The sequence below is a fragment of the Akkermansia massiliensis genome (assembly GCF_023516715.1).
GTDB lineage: Bacteria > Verrucomicrobiota > Verrucomicrobiia > Verrucomicrobiales > Akkermansiaceae > Akkermansia > Akkermansia massiliensis.
In genome coordinates, this window is record NZ_JAMGSI010000001.1 from 1,322,550 (window position 1) to 1,342,678 (window position 20,129).

At 58.5% G+C, this 20,129-nt stretch carries 15 protein-coding genes; 14 read left to right on the forward strand and 1 reads right to left on the reverse strand.

Annotated elements, in window-relative coordinates; all coding sequences use genetic code 11:
• The first annotated feature begins 34 nt into the window (after positions 1-34).
• From M8N44_RS05650 to menD, 14 genes are all read left to right on the forward strand, one after another.
• On the forward strand, positions 35-1,072 hold the full coding sequence (locus M8N44_RS05650) for an acyltransferase family protein (RefSeq protein WP_102728111.1): 1,038 nt from the start codon (positions 35-37) through the stop codon (positions 1,070-1,072).
• Positions 1,069-2,091, forward strand: a complete 1,023-nt coding sequence (locus tag M8N44_RS05655; RefSeq protein ID WP_102728110.1) for a glycosyltransferase family 2 protein — start codon at positions 1,069-1,071, stop codon at positions 2,089-2,091. Before M8N44_RS05650 ends, M8N44_RS05655 begins: the two co-directional genes overlap by 4 nt.
• 7 nt (positions 2,092-2,098) lie before the next feature.
• Entirely contained in the window at positions 2,099-3,634 is a 1,536-nt protein-coding gene (locus M8N44_RS05660; RefSeq protein WP_102727125.1) for an oligosaccharide flippase family protein, read from the forward strand.
• Positions 3,621-5,930: a polysaccharide pyruvyl transferase family protein gene (locus M8N44_RS05665; protein WP_102728109.1), complete on the forward strand. Its 2,310-nt coding sequence runs from the start codon at positions 3,621-3,623 to the stop codon at positions 5,928-5,930. Before M8N44_RS05660 ends, M8N44_RS05665 begins: the two co-directional genes overlap by 14 nt.
• Before the next feature lie 68 nt (positions 5,931-5,998).
• Entirely contained in the window at positions 5,999-7,024 is a 1,026-nt protein-coding gene (locus tag M8N44_RS05670; RefSeq protein WP_180976208.1) for an acyltransferase family protein, read from the forward strand.
• 605 nt (positions 7,025-7,629) lie between these two features.
• On the forward strand, positions 7,630-7,995 hold the full coding sequence (locus tag M8N44_RS05675; RefSeq protein WP_022397325.1) for a hypothetical protein: 366 nt from the start codon (positions 7,630-7,632) through the stop codon (positions 7,993-7,995).
• Between the two features lie 79 nt (positions 7,996-8,074).
• Positions 8,075-9,181, forward strand: a complete 1,107-nt coding sequence (locus M8N44_RS05680; RefSeq protein ID WP_022397326.1) for an acyltransferase — start codon at positions 8,075-8,077, stop codon at positions 9,179-9,181.
• An 89-nt stretch (positions 9,182-9,270) separates the two neighbouring features.
• Positions 9,271-10,191: a hypothetical protein gene (locus tag M8N44_RS05685; protein ID WP_022397327.1), complete on the forward strand. Its 921-nt coding sequence runs from the start codon at positions 9,271-9,273 to the stop codon at positions 10,189-10,191.
• Between the two features lie 72 nt (positions 10,192-10,263).
• Positions 10,264-11,412: a phosphotransferase enzyme family protein gene (locus tag M8N44_RS05690; RefSeq protein WP_102727219.1), complete on the forward strand. Its 1,149-nt coding sequence runs from the start codon at positions 10,264-10,266 to the stop codon at positions 11,410-11,412.
• Positions 11,413-11,483: 71 nt separating this feature from the next.
• Positions 11,484-11,903: an L-fucose mutarotase gene (gene fucU / locus M8N44_RS05695; RefSeq protein ID WP_022397329.1), complete on the forward strand. Its 420-nt coding sequence runs from the start codon at positions 11,484-11,486 to the stop codon at positions 11,901-11,903.
• 27 nt (positions 11,904-11,930) lie between these two features.
• Positions 11,931-13,127: a MalY/PatB family protein gene (locus M8N44_RS05700; RefSeq protein ID WP_102728241.1), complete on the forward strand. Its 1,197-nt coding sequence runs from the start codon at positions 11,931-11,933 to the stop codon at positions 13,125-13,127.
• A gap of 479 nt (positions 13,128-13,606) precedes the next feature.
• The gene (locus M8N44_RS05705) at positions 13,607-14,731 is read left to right on the forward strand and encodes a hypothetical protein (RefSeq protein ID WP_146021084.1); all 1,125 of its coding nucleotides are present in this window, start codon (positions 13,607-13,609) and stop codon (positions 14,729-14,731) included.
• A gap of 391 nt (positions 14,732-15,122) precedes the next feature.
• Complete coding sequence (locus M8N44_RS05710; protein WP_249853047.1) at positions 15,123-16,730, forward strand: class I tRNA ligase family protein; 1,608 nt, start codon at positions 15,123-15,125, stop codon at positions 16,728-16,730.
• Positions 16,731-16,735: 5 nt separating this feature from the next.
• On the forward strand, positions 16,736-18,331 hold the full coding sequence (menD, locus tag M8N44_RS05715; protein ID WP_180975145.1) for a 2-succinyl-5-enolpyruvyl-6-hydroxy-3-cyclohexene-1-carboxylic-acid synthase: 1,596 nt from the start codon (positions 16,736-16,738) through the stop codon (positions 18,329-18,331).
• Between the two features lie 314 nt (positions 18,332-18,645).
• Here menD and M8N44_RS05720 read toward each other — a convergent pair whose 3' ends face one another.
• Positions 18,646-19,956, reverse strand: coding sequence for a malic enzyme-like NAD(P)-binding protein (locus tag M8N44_RS05720; RefSeq protein WP_102722480.1), 1,311 nt, complete (start codon positions 19,954-19,956; stop codon positions 18,646-18,648).
• Between the last annotated feature and the right edge of the window lie 173 nt (positions 19,957-20,129).

The following is a 20,129-nucleotide window of genomic DNA, read 5'->3' on the forward strand; positions in this document are numbered from 1 at the left end:
TCAACCGTTTTTTTCCGCCGCCCATTTTCCAGCCATGCAAGCAGCCATTGACAGCGCCATTCCCCCGCCCGCAGCCGCGCTCGGCAGGGGCCGGATTCCGCAAGTGGACTACCTCAAGGGAATTCTCATCACCCTGATGGTCCTTTTCCACCTGTCCTGGTTCTCCACGCACTACCTGGACGTCACGCGGTACGTGTACGTCTTCCACATGTCCGGCTTCATCATCCTTTCCGGCTTCTTCGCCAATACCGGCAAGACTCCGGGCCAGTTCCTGAAAACGTGGCTGGGCATTCTGGCGCCGTACCTGGTCTTTGAATCGCTGTACTACCTGGCCCTGTCCCATCTGCCCGCCTCCGTTCCCGCCAGCAACCGGCTGGACCCGGCGTTCCCCGCCTTCTGGAAGGCGCTGCTGCTGGCCCCCGCCGGAACGTACTGGTACCTCTACCTGCTGGCCGTATGCCTGCCCGTTTACTATGCCGTCTCCCGCATTCCGCGCCTGTCCCCTCCGGCCCGGCTGGCCGTATGCGCCGCCCTCCTGGCCGCCGTCTCCTGGTTCAATCCGGCGTTCCAAATGATTCACGCCGCTTACTTTCTCCTGGGGGCTTTCTTCCGGATGACCGGGCTCCCCATCCTGAAATGCTTCTTCCCCACCCTGTGGGCGGCTGTCCCCGCCGCCGCGCTCTGCCTCCTTTTCCCCCTCCCCTCCCGGGACAGCATGCTGGGGCTCTGCCTCTGCATGCTCACGCTCAGCTTTCTGGTAAAAACCTGCGATTCCGCAGGCAGGGCCATCCGGGAACTGTTCGCCTACCTGGGCAGGAATTCCCTGTCCATCGTCATCTTTTCCCCCGCCTTCACGCTCCTGTGCAAGCCGCTGGTCCCGGTGCTGGCCTTTGATTCCAGCAGAATCTGCTTTGCCGCCCTGTCCGTGGCGCTGGTGCTGGCGGCCTGCCTGGGAGTCACCAGATTATGCGATGCCCTGGGCTGGAGCAGGTTCCTGTTCCTCAAAAAGAAGATGTACTCCCCCCTCGCCCTTTCCGTTGAACCCGCCGCCCCCCTGACTTTCCCTTCATGACCCCGGACGCGTACACCCCCCTGTTCAGCATCATCATCCCGGTGTACCGGAATGAAAAGCAGCTTGCGGCCTGCCTGGACTCCGTCAGGAACCAGACCCTGGCGGACTGGGAATGCCTCTGCATTGACGACGGCTCTACGGACGGCAGCGGCGCGATTCTGGATGAATACGCCCGGAAGGACGCGCGCTTCCGCGTCATCCACAAGCGGAATGAAGGGGTGTCCGCGGCGCGCAACCTGGGGATAAGCCTGGCGCATGCCCCGCATCTGGCGTTTGTGGACGCGGACGACCGGCTCCTCCCGGAAACGCTCCAGGCCTGCCATGAAACGATGCGGGAGACCGCAGCGGACATGGTCGTCTTCGGCGCAAGCCTCGTTTCCTGCGCGGCGGAATGGACGGGCTTCATGTCCCCTTCCATCCGCTCCCTGCCTCCGGATTCCACGGCTGTTTTCCACGCGGGAACACCGTTTGTGGAAAACAACAACATTCCGGCCTGCTGGGCCAAGATATATAAAAAGGAAATTCTGGTTAAAAATAAAATTAAATTCCCGGAAAACGTCAAATTTGCGGAAGATCTTTATTTCACGGCTCAATGTTTCTGCCATTGCAGCTCCGTAACCGTCATCAACAAGCCTTTTTATCAATATTCCGCCGACGGGGAAACAGGGGTTACCAGCAATTTCTTCAACCGGAAAAGGCCTCTGGAGGATTACATGAACGCCCTTCGCGCCATCCTGGACTTGAGCAACTGCATTGACGGGCGTTCCCCGTACAGCAGCAACTATTTCCAGCGGAGCCGGAGCCTCCTGGTCCTGTTCAGGCTTTGCTATGCCAACTATAAACTTCTTGCGGATAGAATAAAAAGCCTTTACCCCGACCGGGAAAAGGCCATACGGAAAGAAGCTTTTTCCGCCTTAAAAAAATATGTGACGCTTGCCAACCTGCCGCGGATACTTTACTTTTCCCTCAAATCAAATTACGGGCACCTGCTCGGGAACCTGCTGGCCAACAAGAAATAAATTCCACATGAATGAAATCAAGACGGGGGCCTGCATTAATTACATATCCATCATCGTCAGGCTGGCGACGCAGTTCTTTCTGACCCCGTTTACCCTGTCCAGTCTGGGAGAAAATGAATACGGCATTTTCATGCTCAGCAATTCCGTGATTGCGTGGCTGTCCCTGACGGACTTCGGCCTGGGGGTGACCGTCAACAAATACATCGCCACCTATCACGCGAAAAAGGAGAACGACCGGGAGGCCCATTTCCTGGGACAGGCCATGATGCTGTTCTCCTTCCTGGGGCTGCTCACCTTCGCGGCGGGCATGATCTGCTATGTAAACCTGGGCGCCCTGTTCCCCAATCTGTCCGGGCCGGAGCTTGACACCCTGAAAATCCTGTACCTGCTGACGCTGGGCAACATCATCCTGGCCTTTCCCCTGCGGCCGCTGTCCTGCGTGCCTGGGTCCTACATGAAATTCATCGTTCCCGGGCTGGTCAGCCTGGGCCTCTCCCTCTTCAATACGCTTCTTACTGTTCTGCTTCTGGTGTGGGGGTACAAGGCGATCGCCCTCACCGTCCTGGGCGTGGGCATCGGCGTAGCCAGCCTGGCGTGGGGAACGTATTACACCATCCGCTGCCTGGGCGTGCGCATCATTTTCCGCAAGCCTGACTGGAAGCTGTACCGGGAGATGTTCACCTTTTCCTTCTGGATTCTGCTGAACCAGCTCATGGACCTGTTCTACTGGCGGGCGGGCACTCCCATCCTGGCAAGGACGGCGGGGGCCCAGGCGGTCACCCTGTTCACGCTGGGAATCTCGTTCTCCCAGTACTTCATGACGGCTTCCACCGCCATTTCCGGAGTCATTGCCCCCAAAATCATGCAGATGGTGGCCCTGGATTCCACCAAGGAGCAGCTCACCCGCATGATGATACGGGTGGGGCGCCTTCAACTGGCCCTGCTGAGCGTCATCCTGGTTTCCTTCATCAGCTGCGGCCACGACTTCCTGCACCTGTGGGTGGGGAAAACCATCGGGGACCAGACAGGCACGGTCTGGGTGGGGGCCGTCATCGTGCTGCTCCCCCTGCTGGTTCCGCTGACTCAAAACACGGGCCTCGCCATCCTCCAGGCCCTCAACATCCACAAGGGGAGGGCCATCATCCTCTTTTACTCCTCCCTGCTCTGCGTCATCCTGGGCTACTTCATCTCCCTGTACTACGGCACCATCGGAATGTTCATCGGCACCGCCATTTCCCTGTTCATCGGCCAGGTGCTGATGATCAACCGCTACTACGCCCGCACCGCCGGTCTGGACATGAGGCGCTTCTTCCGCCGCACCTACGGGCCCCTGCTGCTGCCCTCCGCCGTCATGATCCTGGCGGGGCTGGGAGCGGTTGCCCTGCTAACGCTGGACAACTGGTTCTCCTTCCTGGCCTTCGCCTTCTGCTACGGCCTCCTGGCCGTGGGAACCATCTGGTTCTTCTACCTCAACCGGGATGAACGGGACATGTTTCTCGGCCCCCTGCAAAAACTGATTCCTTCCCGCCATGATAAAAACTGACGCCCCGCCTGAGCTCTCCACCCTGTGCACGGGCTGCTCCGCCTGCGCCAACATCTGCCCCAGGGACGCTATTTCCATGAACTGGAGCCCCTCCGGCTTCTTAACGCCCGCGGTTAATCTGGAAGCGTGCGTCCACTGCGGCCTCTGCACCAAAACCTGCCCGGACCTGAATCCGCCCGCACGGCCCCCCCAGGCGTTTGACGAGCCCAGGGCATACGCGGCCTGGGCGCTGGACGAGGCCGTGCGCCTGAACTCCTCCAGCGGAGGCGTATTCACCATCCTGGCCCGGCATATTCTTGCACAGGGAGGCGTGGTCTACGGCGTGGCGTGGAACACGGACGGGGAACTTTCCGTCCGCCATGTGCGCCTGGACTCCCTGCCGGAGCTCAAGCTCCTGAACGGCAGCAAATACCTTCAGGCGGACCCCGGCCACGCCTACCGGGACATCAAGAAGGACCTGAAAGAGGGAAAAACGGTCCTGTTTTCCGGCACGCCCTGCCAGGCGGCGGCCCTGAGAGCCTATCTGAAAAAGCCCTGGGACAGCCTCTTCATCATTGACATCGCCTGCCACGGCGTACCCTCCAAAAACCTTTTTGACGCGTACCGACAGGATTACGAACGGAGCACGGACCGGCAGATAAGCTGCATCAACTTCCGGGACAAAACCCACGGATGGAACCACTACTCCGTGATGAAATTCCACCGGGACGGCTCCGGTTCCGGCGCGCGCATTTATACGGAAGACCTTTTCATGCAGGCGTACCTGTCAGACATCTGCCTGGGGGAAGCATGCTACAACTGCCCGCATGCTTCCGGCCCCCGCACCAGTGACCTGACCCTGGCCGACTTCTGGGGCGCGGGATACTTCCATCCCAAGTGGGATGACTCCAGGGGAATCTCCCTGGTTCTGGCAAACACCTCCCGCGGGGAAGAACTTTTAAACCAATGCGGGAAGGAGCTCTTTCTGCACCGGGAGAACTGGCAGGCCGTCAAACACACCAACAGGGGCATCCGGCGGCAGCCTGCCTTCCCCTCCCGGCTGGCGCGCCGGAACTTCCTCCGGGACCTCCGGCAGAAACCCTTCACGGAAGCGGTGGCGCAGCACACGGCCCGCTTCAAACCCCGGGCGGAGGTGGGCCTGCTGGGCGTCTGGATGACGTGCAACTATGGAGCCGTGCTCACCTCCTTCGCCCTTTACCGGCTGCTGGAGCAAATGGGAAAAAGCGTTTCCCTGATTGATTTTTCCTTCACGGAGCGGCAGAAAGACCCTGCGACGGTATTCAGAAAATTCCTGGTCCGGGAGCGCATTTCCACAACGCCGCTGCACTCCCTGGACTACGCCTACCACTTAAACGACCAGTTTGACACGTTCATGGTAGGCTCCGACCAGGTGTGGAACCAGGGTTTCATGGGGCACTTCTTCTTCCTGGACTTCGCCAGGGGGGAGAAACGGAAAATCGCCTACGGGCCGTCCATGGGGCAGTTGACGGAACCTTCCGGGAAATATCTTAAAAAAACGGCCATGCTGCTCAAACGGTTCGATGCCGTTTCCGTCCGGGAAAAACCGATGGTGGAGCACCTCAAGCGGCACTATGGGCGTGAAAGCGCCTGGGTGATGGACCCCGTCTTCCTGCTGGGTAGGGAACGCTGGGAGGAGCTGGCACGGCAGGCGCCTCCGGCGGCCAAAGGCCGCATCGTCTCCTACATCCTGGACCCGGCGGCGGAAAAAAGGAAGCTCCTGCTGGACGCCTCCTCCAAACTCGGGCTCCCCCTGCTGAACATGGTGGACATCCAGAAAAAGGAGGTGGACAACCTCGGCAGGCTGAACCTGCCCAATACCATGAAGGAAGCCACGTTATATGAATGGCTCGGCAACATCCTCCACTGCGAGTTTTTCATTACGGACTCCTTCCACGGCGTCTGCTTCGCCCTGATCTTCAACAAGCCGTTCTTGTGCATCAACAATCCCATGCGCGGCTCCGGGCGCTTCCACTCCCTGCTGAACCTTCTCCGGCTTCAGGACCGCATGCTGCCCGAAGACGCGGAAGCCCTGCCGGAGAACGTCCCGCTCACGATGGACTACGCTCCCGTCAATGAACTGCTGGAACAGAAAATCTCGCAATCCCGGGAATGGCTTCAGCAGGCGTTCTCCGGGGAAAGGGATGCCACCCTGGAAGAATACAGCCGCCTGACGGAGAAAAAACTGACCAGGAGACCGCCGTCCCGGTGGGGGCGGCTCAGGAAAAAAGGAAGAAAACTCCTGGCACGGGCGTACCACCGCATCCGCAGATCATGACGCCCGGACGGTTCCCTACCTTCCGCCCTTCATTAACTTCAACCCTCTGCCAACTCAATATCCGGCTCATGCCGCAGAAAAACTCCCTTCCCATGGAAATCCCTAAAAAACGTGTCGCATGGATTGACGTGTCGCGGGTGCTTGCAGCGCTCCTGATCATGTACGTGCACCTGTCCTCCCCCTTGCTCAAGACAACGGGCATCCACCTCTTCTACAACGGCAGGGTTCCCTTCTTCCTGGTGCTGGCCGGCTACTTTCTGGCAAGAAACATCACCTGGAACAAGGCAGTTGACCGGGCTTTATGGCTGTTCATCCCGTACATGATCTGGAACGTGCTGTACCTGTTCCTTCTCTCCTTCCCTGCCGGCAGCTCCTTCCAGCTTGCGGACCTGGCCGGCATCCGGGACGTCTTCCTGCCGGGCATGGACCTCTTCTCCTTTGGGAGCGAGTCCCCCGACGTTCCCCCCATCGGCCCCTCCTGGTTTCTGCGGGACATCATCATTCTTACCCTGCTGACGCCGCTGCTGGCCCGCATTAAAATACTGCTGCTGCCCGCGCTGCTCCTCTTTTTCTCCTTCTGCAACATGGCTCCCGATCCCCTGGTGACGCTCTCCGTGGGGTCCTGCGCCTTCTACCTGCTGGGCGTCGTGCTCAGTTCCCGCCGGATTGACGACATCCATCTGGTGCTGAACAAAAAATTCGGCGTCGTCTTCTGCGTGAGCATTCTCGTTTCCTCCGCGATGGTTCTGCTGCACTCCGCCGGAATCCTTTCCCTGTGGACGGAAACGGTCGCGGGCATGCTGCTGGGAGTCATGCTGATTATGTACGCAGGCATCTGGATGGAAAAGCGTCTGCCCGGCGTTGCCGCCAGAATAGCCCTGCTGGCTCCCGCCTGTTTTCTGACCTTCATGCTGCACCTGCCCATTTACGAATGCCTTCCTTACTCCATGAAATTTGGTGCCTTCTCCCTGTTCACCCCGCTGCTGGCATTCACGGCTATTGTGCTGTTCTATTTTGCCTTGAAACGTTTCACCCCTTTCCTGCTGCCGTATCTGGCCCATGTTAAACGGCCGTCAGGAAAGCCGTCGGCTTAAAGGGCAAAGACCCATTAAAGACATCCGCCCCGTCCACCGGGAAAGGATACCCGGTCACAGCCGGAGAAATGCCGCCCAAGCCACATGGGGGAAGCTTCCGCCAGTTTCTGCCTGGGATAAAACACATTCCTTACGCAGAAAAAGAATGTGCCCTCATCCCTTCGGCTGCATGCATCTCCATGAATTGATGAGCTGTCCGTCCATGTCCCTCCGGGACCGCCTTGTTATCTTCCATGGCCGCCTGTCCCGGATGCATTCGCCAAGTTCCGGCCCCTGCAAATGCGGCAGGGCAGAATTTAAGAAAGGGCAAGGAAACTTTAATTCAAACAATAAGATTCCGGAGAATGGAGAATGTCCCTAACGGAATCAACAAGGATTACGGGCCGCGGCAAGAACGCCGCCGATGATTTTTTATTCATTTCTGACCAATGGATGAAGTATCCAGAAAAGAAAGGAAGGCATATGCCTCCCTCCAAAAATTACCCGGCTCTCCGGGGAATCCACAACACTCATTGATGGCAACCACCCTTTATTGTGTTCAACAAGGACATTCATTGAGCGATTATCAATCATACTCCGCTCAAAATCTTTGATTCATCATTACAATGAGCAAAGTACCCCACATGGAAGAACCTCTTGTGGATATTCTGGAGCTGGGGCGTTGGATGGCTGAAAATCATATCAGCCGCTCCACGCTGGCTTCGGCCATTGGCATGAACAGAAGCGCCATCGACAACTACTTTGTCAGAAAAAAGCTCTCCCGGCATGCCCAAATCCTCATCAAGCGGTTCATGGACGGCCAGGAAGCCCTGGCCGCCTCCAATGAGGTATCTTCCCTCATCACGGTTCCCCTGAAAAACCGGATCATCAATCTTGCCATGAAAGCCGCCGTCCGGAAAAACCTCACGCTGGAGGAATTCATGGCGCGGGCCGTGGAGGGAGCCGCGAAGAACGTTGAGGAAGAAAAATAAAATCATGAAGCGTTTGCAGGCAATGGCGGCAGTCCCGGCGTAAGATCCCAGCAGCATCACCTTTTCCTTGGCATTTCTCATGGCAGCCCCGGCCCATTCCAGAAATCACGGCATTGACCTTCTCCGGTGCCTGTCCATGTTCTTCGTCGTCCTTCTTCATGTGCTCAAATGGGGGGAGGGCGGCAACCTGGACAACAGCTTCCTCGGAACGCCCAATTACGCCGTCTCCTGGTATCTTGAACTCAGCGCCTACTGCGCCGTCAACTGCTTTGCCCTTATCACAGGCTACGTGGGCGTCAATGTGCCGTACCGGATTTCCCGTTTTATCAACTTATGGTTTCAGGTCTTCTTTTACACCGCTGGAATAACCTTTTTATTTAAATGGCTCGTGCCGGGCAGTGTAAGCTTTAAGGGAATGATCCAGGCATTCTTTCCCGTGCTGCGCCTGGCCTACTGGTACTTTACGGCTTATGCCGTCCTGTTCTGCTTTATTCCCTTCCTTAATCCGGCCATCCGTTCCCTCAGCAGGGAATCCGCCAGGTGGCTCTGCCTGCTGGTCCTGATTGTCTTCTCCCTCTTTTCCACCATATCCGGCTACGGGAACTGGCTCAGCCAGGGCGGCTACAGCGCCATCTGGCTGGTCTGCCTGTACGTCGTCGGCGGCTGCCTGGGGCACTTCCAGCTCTGGAGCACGTTAAAGCGGCCCGCGCTTTACTACGTCCTGTGCTGCATCCTCCCCACCGCCGGAGTAATCGCGTTGGGGTATCTTCCCCTCAATCCGGGCATTGCGGAAAAACTCTTTGTCTCTTATACGGCGCCGTTCTGCTGCCTGTCCTCCTTCTTCCTGCTCATGGCCTGCGCGCGCATGCGCATCAGCAGCGGAACCGCCATCCGCCTCATTTCCTTCTTCGCCCCGCTTTCCTTTGCCGTTTACCTCATCCATAACAATCCCCTCATCTGGCAAAACATCATCAAGGCGCGGTTTGCGGAATTGCAGGCCTGCCCCTGGTACTTCACGGCCGCCGGGGCGCTGGGAGCCAGCCTGGGCATCTACCTCGCCTGCTCCCTGATCGACTACGTGCGGAGCGGCCTGTTCCGGCTGCTGCACATCCGCGAACTGTCCCTTAAATTGGAAGGAACCCTGTTAAAATTGAAGGAATGGATTCTCCGGCTCATTCCATTATAACTTCCCCCTGTAATTTAACTGAAAATTCTTTCGAATTTATAAAGATTGTCTTGCGGAATTGAACGGCGCCATTACTATGTCGGCAAACCATGCAATATACAACTATTACCGCTGCGGCATGCACGGCGGCCTTCGCTCTCTCAGGAATGGCTTCCGCCGATATTCAAGTTCCCCTCCGGGTGCTGAATTCCACTTATGACGCGTCCCGTCCGTTTTCCGCCCTGCTGGGAACGGGCTACGCTACCAAGTACGTCAGCCGCGGACTGGCTTTCCAGCAGTCCGGCAGCGACCATGTGGTTCCCGTGGAAGCCATAGGCGCTTACGACCTCAACAAAAAATACTCCATCCTGGCCGGCGTGAAATATCAGTGGCTGACCCAGAATGACCTGACGCACAACAGCACGGGCATTTCCGACGAGGCAACGGCCCTGCTGGGCGTCAGCCGCAAATTCAGCGACTATACGATGGCCTCCCTGGGCTACCAGTTCGTCAACGGCGGCCTGCCGGGCCTGATGAACGTCCATCTGGGCCAGACCTCCAGCGACTTCCCGGCGTTTGAACACAGCCGTTCCGAAGAACACAGCTTTGTACTGGACATCCACCACGACTTCGGGAAAGGACTGGAAAACTTCTTCTGGGACTGCCGCGTGCAATACACCTTCCGCTGGATGTCCGGCTGGTGGTTCACCAACACGCTGGGCTACAAATATGACTTCAACCCGTCTTCCTCCCTGATTGTAGCGGGAACCTGGAACGCCTCCGCCGGCTACTTTGACAGGGACTCCCTCAACGCCAACGGAACCCAGGGCATTTCCGTGACCGTGGCCGTGCCCTTCAAGGCGGTGGACCGCCTGGTCCTCACCCCCTTCGTCAGTACCGTCTGGCTGGGCAACGGAGGCATGGCGGGCAACTACCGCGGTCCTTCCGACCGCTTCCCCTCCAGAATCCCCGCCAGAATTTACCGCAACTTCACGTTCGTGGCGGGGCTGGGGCTCACCTACTCCTTCTAAGCCCTTCAATCCCTACTCCCGCGGCTCCCGGCACTTCCCCGCATGCGCCGGGAGCCTCTTCCTTCCCCGCTCATGCCTCTGTCCGCCGTTTTCCATACTGATTCCCTCCAGGAACAGGTTGCCGCCCTGGGCGACGCCTTCGCCATCGCCGGAGAATTCCTCCATTGCGACACCATCAACAGCGGCCATATCAACATGACCTTCCGGGCCACCTACCGGAAAATGGACGGCACCACGGACCGCTACATCTTCCAGCGCGTGAATGACGCCGTTTTCCCGTGCCCCAGGGACGTCATGCACAACGTGGAAAAGGTAACCAACCACATCCGCTGGAAGATGCTCCGGGTGCTGAAAACGCCCTTCCGCCAGACGCTGAACCTGTACTCCGCCCGTGGAGGCCGCAAGTACCTGGAAATCCCCGGTTCCGGCTTCTGGCGCTGCTACAACTGCATTGAAAGCACCCACACGTTTGACGTGGCGGAACATCCGCGCCAGGCGTATGAGGCCGCCCGCGCCTTCGGCGCCTTCCAGCAGCTCCTGTGCGACATGAACCCGGAGGACATCCATGAAACCATCCCGTTCTTCCACCACACCCGCAAGCGCTTTGACCGGTTGCAGAAAGCGGCCGCCAGGGACTCCCGCGGGCGTTTGGACTCCTGCCGGAAGGAGCTGGACTTCATCCGCCGCCGCGAACGGTACGTGGACGTGCTGCTGGACCTTCAGGAACGGGGGGAACTCCCCGTCAGAATCGTCCACAACGACACCAAGATCAACAACGTGATGCTGGACAGGGAAACGGACAAGGCCGTCTGCGTCATTGACCTGGACACCGTCATGCCCGGCAGCATCCTGTACGACTTCGGGGACATGGTGCGCACCATGACCTCTCCTGCGGCGGAAGATGAGGAAGACCTGGACAAAACCTACCTGCGCATGCCCATGTTTGAAGCCGTCGTCAAGGGCTACCTGGACGCCGTCAAAGACTTCATCACACCGCAGGAAATCTCCAAACTCGCCTTTTCCGGGCTGCTCATCACGCTGGAAACCGGCATCCGCTTCCTGACGGACTACCTGGAAGGGGACGTCTACTTTAAAACGGAAAGGGAGCGCCACAACCTGCACCGGGCGCGCACCCAGCTCAAGCTGGTGGAAAGCATGGAACAGCAGATGCCTGAAATGGAAGAATGCATCCGTAAATGCTTTCATGCCGTTAACGGCTGAGGGAGAATCATCCGCGCTCCTTCAACTTTTATGGTAGTACCGGAACGCGGGAAGGTGCTATACTGCGGACCATGTTAAAAAACATCTCTCCCCTCATCAGCCCTTCCCTGCTGAAAATTCTTGCGGAAATGGGGCATGGCGATGAAATCGTCTTTTCCGACGCCCACTTTCCCGGCCACACCTTCAACCCCACGGTGCTGAGGGCGGACGGACTGGGGGCGGACGCCCTGCTGGGCGCCGTCATCCCCCTCTTTGAACTGGACGCCTACGCCACGCCCGTCATCATGATGGCCCCGGTGCCGGGAGACTCCCTGGACCCGGCGGTGGAGGCCAAATACCGCAAGGCGCTGAACTATGACGGGGACATTGAACAAATGGAGCGCTACGCCTTCTATGAACGCGCCAAAAAGGCCTATGCCGTCGTCATTACCGGTGAAACCGCCAAATACGGCAACATCATCCTGAAAAAGGGCGTTACCCCGCTTTCCTGACCTTTGCCCGCGCAGACAGACCATTCCATGCAGTACGACTTTGACGAAATAATCGACCGCCGCGGCACCGGCGCCCTGAAATATGAAGCCCTGCTGCCCCGCTGGGGCCGGGATGACCTGATCCCCCTGTGGGTGGCGGACATGGACTTCAAAACGCCCCCCTTCATCATGGAGGCCATCCGCCGCCGCTGCGAACATGAAATACTGGGCTATACCGTCAAGCCCCGCGCCTTCTTTGACGCCATCCGGAACTGGGTGGGCCGCCGCCACGGCTGGGAGGTGCGCGCCTCGGAAATCGGCTTTGCCCCGGGCATTGTTCCCGGCATTTCCAGCGCCATCCAGTGCTTCACGGAACCGGGGGATAAAATCATGATCCAGCCTCCGGTGTACCATCCCTTTGCCATGATTATCCGGGAAAACGGACGGGAAATCGTGAACAACCCCCTCCTTCTGGAAAATGGGCGCTACCGCATGGACGTTGACCACATGCGGGAGGCCGTGCGCGGCTGCCGCATGTTCATCCTGTGCAACCCCCACAACCCCGGCGGCCGCGTGTGGAGCCCGGAGGAACTGCGCCGCGTGGCGGAAATCTGCGCGGAAAGCGGCACGCTGGTCGTCTCTGACGAAATCCATGCGGACCTGGCCCTTCCTGGCCACAGGCACACCGTATTCGCCACCGTCTCCGAACAGGCGCGCATGAACTCCGTCACGTACATGGCGCCCAGCAAGGCCTTCAACGTGCCCGGACTGGGAAGCTCCTACCTGATCTGCCAGAATCCGGCCCTCTTCGGGAAATACCAGAGCTTCGTCAGCGGCAGGGAACTGGCGGAAGGCCATGTCTTTGCCTACGAAGGGTTCATCAGCGCCTACTCCGGCCCGGAAGGGGAGGAATGGCTCAAGCAGGCACTGGACTACATCCAGGAAAACATCCGCTACATTGACCGGGAACTGCGCCGCCGCATGCCTAAAATCAAGGCCATGCTTCCGGACGCCTCCTACCTGGTTTTCCTGGACTGCCGGGAACTGAACCTGCCTCAGAAGGAACTGGCGGAATTCTTTGTGGACGGAGCGCGCCTGGCCCTGAATGACGGATCCATCTTCGGCAAGGAAGGGGAAGGCTTCATGCGCCTGAACGCGGGCTGCCCGCGCTCCATCCTGGAACGGGCGCTCAACCAGCTGGAAGCGGCTTATAAGAACCGTGGCTTCCATCAGCATCAGGCATAGGATCAAAACATTTTTTGTTTTCCTGCGGTGCATGTTTCCTGCCTGGAAACAGGTACTGATGAACTTTGCCGTAGCTCGCCGGTTCTCCTGCCCCGGAGCGTTCCTCTCTCCTTGAAATATTTCCTCCTGAAGTCTTCCCGGAAAGCAGCAAGATCATTTTCCACCACAGGAGGAATGGACCCTCACCCCGGAGCCGCCCTGTTAAAAAGAAAGGGGGAGGGAATCCATGGATACCCTGTGGAGGAATAAACGCCGGGATGATAAAAAACGGTTCTTCCGTGCGCTAAGAAATAAAAGGGAAAAACAGGAATCACCGTGCCTGGAACTCTATTGAAAGCCGGTATTATCTCTTTTAAAAATAATTTGAGGAGCAAAACGCTGCGCTATCCTTTTCAGGTGGCATGTATTGCATGGGTTTTACTTCCAAAATTATCTGTTGCTGAATGAAGAAAGGGGGTGTTATTGATTATTTCTTCATAATGAAATTACCTATTCATTTTATGATGAACGCATCACCCCATCAAACACCTGCCGCAGCATGTTCCGTGTTGCAAGAAGGGCCGGGAACGGGAACGCCTCTCCGAATTCCATCCTGCAAGAACATGTGCAATGAGGGACGCCCTCCCGGTTCCGGAAACATTATCTACAATAACGTCCCAGTCCTTTCCCAACCGGGGAGGACCATCACGATCAGCCATCCCCAATGGAACGACGAATTCCGGATCACCCATAGCCGCGGATGCCGGCTTCACCGCAAGGACCACGCGACCGTACTCTACCACGATGGAGAAAAACTGGTACTGAAATGGGATGATTGGGGAAAGGAACGGTTTATCCGGCGTTCCGCCGATATTTATCATTTTACCTTCTACGAGTGCACGGATTCCATCACCCCAGAAAACGTAAATGCAGAAGAACTTATTATCAACCCATTCGACCGTCCGGGAAAACACTTTCTCTTAACGGATGACCACAGACCGACCATAAACATCCGTTACCTGCAATGGGACATGCTTCTTCATTTTCAGGAAATGTATCAGGATGTGTCTGAGCGTATCAGGCAGATGCCATGCCTGAAATCAGTCCTTCTTGCGGGATTGTGTAAAGATTGCCTGGCAGCCGTGTATTTGGCCTTTCGCTTATCTAAAAAATTCCCTGAGCTATCATTTGGAGTATGGGGATGCCCTTGGGTGGCGAATCGCAAAACAGCCGACCTTAGAAAAGGGCCGTTATGGTCCTGGGAAAACATAGAAACGTGCAACCTGCCGCCTTATAGCAGCGTTCTGTTGCGATGGGGCGATCCTGCGGATATTTTCGAGGAAATCAGCCGCTTGTCATTGAAAGTTCGCGGATTTGCATTTTATGGAAGTTCGCCGAACTGGAACCACGACAGGGAATGTACGGAAAGACTTAATTCATATCTTTGCAAACACTACATCTATGAACCGTCATCTCCGGAATCCTGCCAAGGGCTGCATACGATCATTATCCCTATCATACGCCAAAATGCAGCCCTCTATCATCACATGATCAACGACATGTTTTCTATAATCAACAAGACTGACCTTCCAGAAAAATGTGAGAAGGAGGCGCTTACCCTGTAAAACACCACGGACATTCAGGCTCATTGGGCTTCCGGCTACGTTCCATGGGGAAAATGCAGCCATTCCCTGGGTGGCCAACTAGTGCGGAAGAATCGTCATCCGCTTCATCCAGACCTCCAGCTGCATCTGGTCAATGCCATTCAAGCGCTCATGAATGCGTCGCCGGGAAAAGCGCCAAGACGCAGAATCTTCATGGGACGCGTTCCACGCTGTCCGGAATGCAGGATGTCAAGAAAGAAAGAGGCCGCCGGACTCCATGGAAAGGAACTTCCGTGCGCCTTCTTCCTTCATTGCAACTCCTTATTCTACCATTCCATGCTTTTAAAAATACTCGCTGGACGCCGCCATGACTTTGCTTGCAAAACGGAAGGAAAGGAGTATCGTTCCCCGCATGTACTATATCACCACGGCCATTGACTACACCAACGGACCGCCCCACATCGGGCACGCCTATGAAAAAGTCCTTGCGGACGTTCTCGCGCGCTGGCACCGGATGAAGGGGGAGGAAGTCTATTTCCTGACCGGGGTGGACCAGCATGGGCAAAAAGTACAGCAGACGGCGGAAAAACTGGGCATTACGCCGCAGGAGCATGTGGACAACATCACAGCCAAATTCCTGGCCCTGTGGGAACGCCTGGGCATCAGCAATGACGGGTGGGCCTCCACCACGGACCCGCGCCACAAGGCCTGCGTGCAGAAAATCCTGACGAACCTGAAGGACAGGGGACAGCTTTACAAAAAATCCTACAAGGGATTCTACTCCGTGCGCCAGGAACAATTCCTGACGGACAAGGAGAGGGACGCGGAAGGCAGCTTCGGCCCGGAATGGGGGGAAGTGGTGGAACTGGAGGAAGAAAACTGGTACTTCCGCCTGACCGACCATGTGGAGTGGATGAAGAAGTTCGTGGAAAAGAGCAGCGGCTTCGTTCTTCCGGCCTTCCGCAAGGCGGAGGTGCTCAATGCCATTGACTTTGACTCGGACCTCTGCATTTCCCGCCCCAAGAGCCGCCTTTCCTGGGGAATAGAACTTCCGTTTGACCCGGAATTCGTGACTTACGTCTGGTTTGACGCTCTCATCAACTACGTCTCCTTCGCCGGTTACCTGGCGGAACCGGACAGCGGGCTGCCGGAATTCTCCAAGCTCTGGCCCGCGGACTGCGAAGTGATCGGCAAGGACATCCTGGTGCCCGCCCACGGCGTGTACTGGCCCGCCATGCTGCATGCCATGGGCTTCTCCGACGAGGAAATGCCCACCCTGCTCGTCCACGGCTGGTGGAACATCAACGGGGAAAAAATGTCCAAATCCATCGGCAACGTGGTGGACCCCAACCTGCTGGCGGAACAGTTCGGCCCGGAACCCGTGCGCTATTACCTGGTGCGAGACATCACCACCGGAAAGGACGCCAACTTTGACGCGGACCGCCTGGTCATGCTGTACAACACGGAGCTGGCCAATGACCTCGGCAACCTGTGCAACCGTTCCATCAACATGACGCGCCGCTACTGCGATTCCGTCATCTCCGATGCGGAGGAATACGATGACGAAGCCTCCAAGGCCCTGCGCGTCACCATGGACCAGGCCGTCACCCTGTTCTCCAAATACATGGACGACAACATGGTCTCCGACGCCCTGGCGGCCCTGAACGCCCAGGTTTCCGCCTGCAACGCGTACATTGAACAGCAGCAGCCCTGGCAGCTTGCCAAGGATGAGGCCGCCGCGCCGCGCCTCCGCTGCGTGCTGCGCCACCTGCTGGAATGCTGCGCCCAGACGGGCTACCTCATCGGCTGCGTCCTGCCGGACGCTTCCGCCCGCATCCTGGACCAGCTCAACGCCGCGGACCTGTTCCGGGGCCGCACGCCGGATACGCTGGCCTGGGGAATCCTCCCCTCCGGGCACCGCATCAATAACCCGGCCCCCGTCTTCCCCCGCATTCTCTCGGAAGAGGAAAAGGCCAAACTGGCTGAAAAAGCGGCCAGGACGGCCAAAAAACAAGGCTGATTCCCGTGAGTGCCTCCGCATCCTTCGTCAAATCCCTGCTGGCCCAGTGCTGCCTGGGCGGCATCTGTGAATGGGTGGTCTGCCCCGGCGCGCGCAACATGGCGCTGCTCCAGGTGCTGGCCGCCGCGGAGGACCTGGTGAAATGGACCCACTTTGACGAACGGTCCGCCGCGTTCTTTGCCCTGGGACGCATTCAGGACATGGGGCTTCCCGTAGCCGTGGTCACCACGTCCGGCACGGCGGCGGCGGAACTGCTCCCCGCCGTGGTGGAGGCTTACTACCAGCGCCGGCCCCTGCTCCTGCTCACCGCGGACCGCCCGGCGGACTACCGCGGCTCCGCCGCTCCGCAGGCCATCGAACAGGCGGACCTGTTCGGCATTTACGCGCCCACGATTGATCTGGAAACGCCGGACAGCCTGCCGGAAGACATTCTGGAAGACTGGGATTACGCCTCTCCCCTGCACATCAACGTCTGCCTGCCGGACCCGGACCCCGCCTGGAATCCCGGCAACTGCGACCTTTACCCGGCGGAACCGCCGGAAGACAGCGAATTCCGCGGTTCCCTGGCGGAACTGGCCCAAGCCCTGCGCTTCAAATCGCGCGGCGGGCTGGTGGTCATGCTCGGCGGACTGGACCCCACGGAGCAGGCCCCTGCCCTGTGGCTCGCGAATGAACTGAAAGCCCCCGTGGTGGCGGACGCCACCTCCGGCCTCCGGGAGGAACTGGCCCATCTGGCCCTGACGGATGCGGACGCCCTGCTGAGGGAAAACCCGCCCGCCATCCTGCTCAGAATAGGGGACGTGCCCGTGGCCCGCTTCTGGCGCGACCTGGAGGACATCCCTTCCACGGAAGTCTTCTCCGTCACCCGCACCGGATTCTCCGGGCTGGCCCGGCCCTCCGCCGTCGTCACCGGAGACCTAGAAGCCATTCTGCACGCTCTGGGCGACGTGGACCCCGTGGGGGACGTCAACGGCCTGCGCGCCATGAACAAGCGCAGAAAGGCCCTGATGGAGGAACTGCTCATCACCTGCCCGGACAGCGAGCAGGCCATGGTGCGCGCCTTCTCCTGCTTTGCCGCGGACGGCGACTGCATTTACCTGGGCAACTCCATGCCCGTGCGGTACTGGAACAGCTTCGCCCAGATGGCCGTCCCCACGGAAAACGTCCGCGCCAACCGCGGGGCCAACGGCATTGACGGGCAAATCTCCGGCTTTCTGGGGGTCTCCGCCCGGTGTTCCCGTTCCTGGGCCCTCGTGGGGGACCTGACCGCCATGTACGATTCCAACGCCCTGGCCCTCCTTCCCCAGCTGGACACGGGAACCCGCGTGCTCGGCGTCATCAACAACGGCGGGGGCGGCATCTTCCGCGCCCTGCCCGGAGCGGCCAGCCATTCGGAAGCCATGCGTAACCTGCTTGTGCAGCCCCACGCCTACTCCTTCAAGGCCATTGCGGAACAATGGGGCATGCGCTACCTAGCCATCCGCACGGCGGAAGATTTCGACCAGCTTGACGCCCTGGAGGAAAACAGCCAGGTTCTCGCGGAACTCATCCCGGACCGGGAACAGACGGAACAGGTCAGAAACGCGCTGGCTAAGCACTGAACCGTTCCGCCCAACGCCCCCCTCCCTCCCATCAGCCGGATGGAGAGCCGCAACCCCTTGCGGCAACTGAAAAAACGGAGCGCGGACGAATGAACATTGGAAAAGCCAGTGCGTCCTTCAACCGCCTATTCATCCGGAAGCGGCAGAGGCCGGAGGCATTCCCCCCCTGAAGGCATCTTTCCAAATGAAGGGCTCAACACCGCCTCACCGCTACCCGGCATAAAAAACCGGGGGAACGGACCTCCCCCGGCCAAATGCAGCCGCCGGGCGCGTACCACGGCGGCATGGATTTTCCGGCTTTACGCCGGAGCCGTTTACAAATAACTGCGCACTACGCCGGAAACGCGCTCCCGGGCGGCGGCAATGCGCTTGCGCAGTTCAAGCGTGTAAGCCTCCATGTCTCGGATGGGGGACTGGGCCACGCCGGAAATCATGGCCGCCTGGGCCACTGCCGGGCATTCCCATTCAATGATGCGGGGATCGATGGGCTTGGGAATCACGTAATCGATGCCGAAGCTGAGGGGAGCGCCCCCGTACAGGTCAACCACCTCCTGCGGAACGGGTTCCTTCGCCAGATCCGCCAACGCCCGGGCGGCGGCAATCTTCATCTGTTCATTGATGACGGAAGCGTGCACGTCCAGGGCGGCGCGGAAAATGAAGGGGAAGCAGGAGACGTTGTTCACCTGGTTGGGCCAGTCGGAACGGCCGGAACCCATGATGCAGTCCGGGCGCGCCTTCTTGGCGTCCTGGTACGTAATTTCCGGATCCGGATTAGCGCAGGCGAAGATGATGGGGGAAGGAGCCATGAGCTTCACCATGTCCTGCGTGAGCAGCCCCTTGGTGGAAAGCCCCAGGAACACGTCCGCCCCGGTGAGGGCTTCATCCAGTGAGCAGTCCTCCGACTGGGAGAACTGGGCCTTCGTGGCGTGCAGGTCGATGCGCCCGGTATGAATCAGCCCCTTGGAGTCAAACATGTAGATATGTTCGCGGCGGACGCCCAGCGTCATGTAAAACTTGGCGCAGGAAATGCCCGCGGCCCCGGCCCCTACGACGACCACCTTCATGTCTTCCAGCTTGCGGCCCGTCAGTTCTGCGGCGTTCAGCAGGGCGGCGCCGGAGATGACGGCCGTTCCGTGCTGGTCGTCATGGAACACGGGGATGTTCATTTCCTCGCGGAGGCGTTCCTCCACCATGAAGCATTCCGGGGCCTTGATGTCTTCCAGGTTGATGGCGCCGAAGGTGGGCTCCATGGTCTTGATAACCTCGATCAGTTTTTCCGGCTCCTTGACGTTCAATTCAATGTCAAAAACGTCAATGTCCGCGAACACCTTGAACAGAACGCCCTTGCCTTCCATCACCGGCTTGGCCGCATCCGGACCGATGTTGCCCAGGCCCAGAACGGCGGTGCCGTTGGTCACCACGCCCACCAGGTTGGAGCGTCCTGTGTACAGGGCGCTCTGGGAAGGATCCTCCTTGATGCGGAGGCAGGGTTCGGCTACGCCCGGAGAATAGGCAAGCGTCAAATCCCGTTGCGAAAAGCAGGGCTTGCAGGGCAGCGTTTCCACCTTGCCGGGGCGGGGCTGGGAATGGTACTGCAAGGCATCTAATCTAATGTCGGAACTCATGATCGTAATGAAAAAAACAAAAAATCGAGCCTTGCTTGCACCACATAATAGCCATGTATTCAAGTAAATAATCAATTAATCGCGTCACACGCCGCAGCCGGAAAGCGCCCTTTTACATTGAAAGAGCTCTCCGGATGTGGTAATAAGTAGCTGGATTATCAATTGCCTCCTGA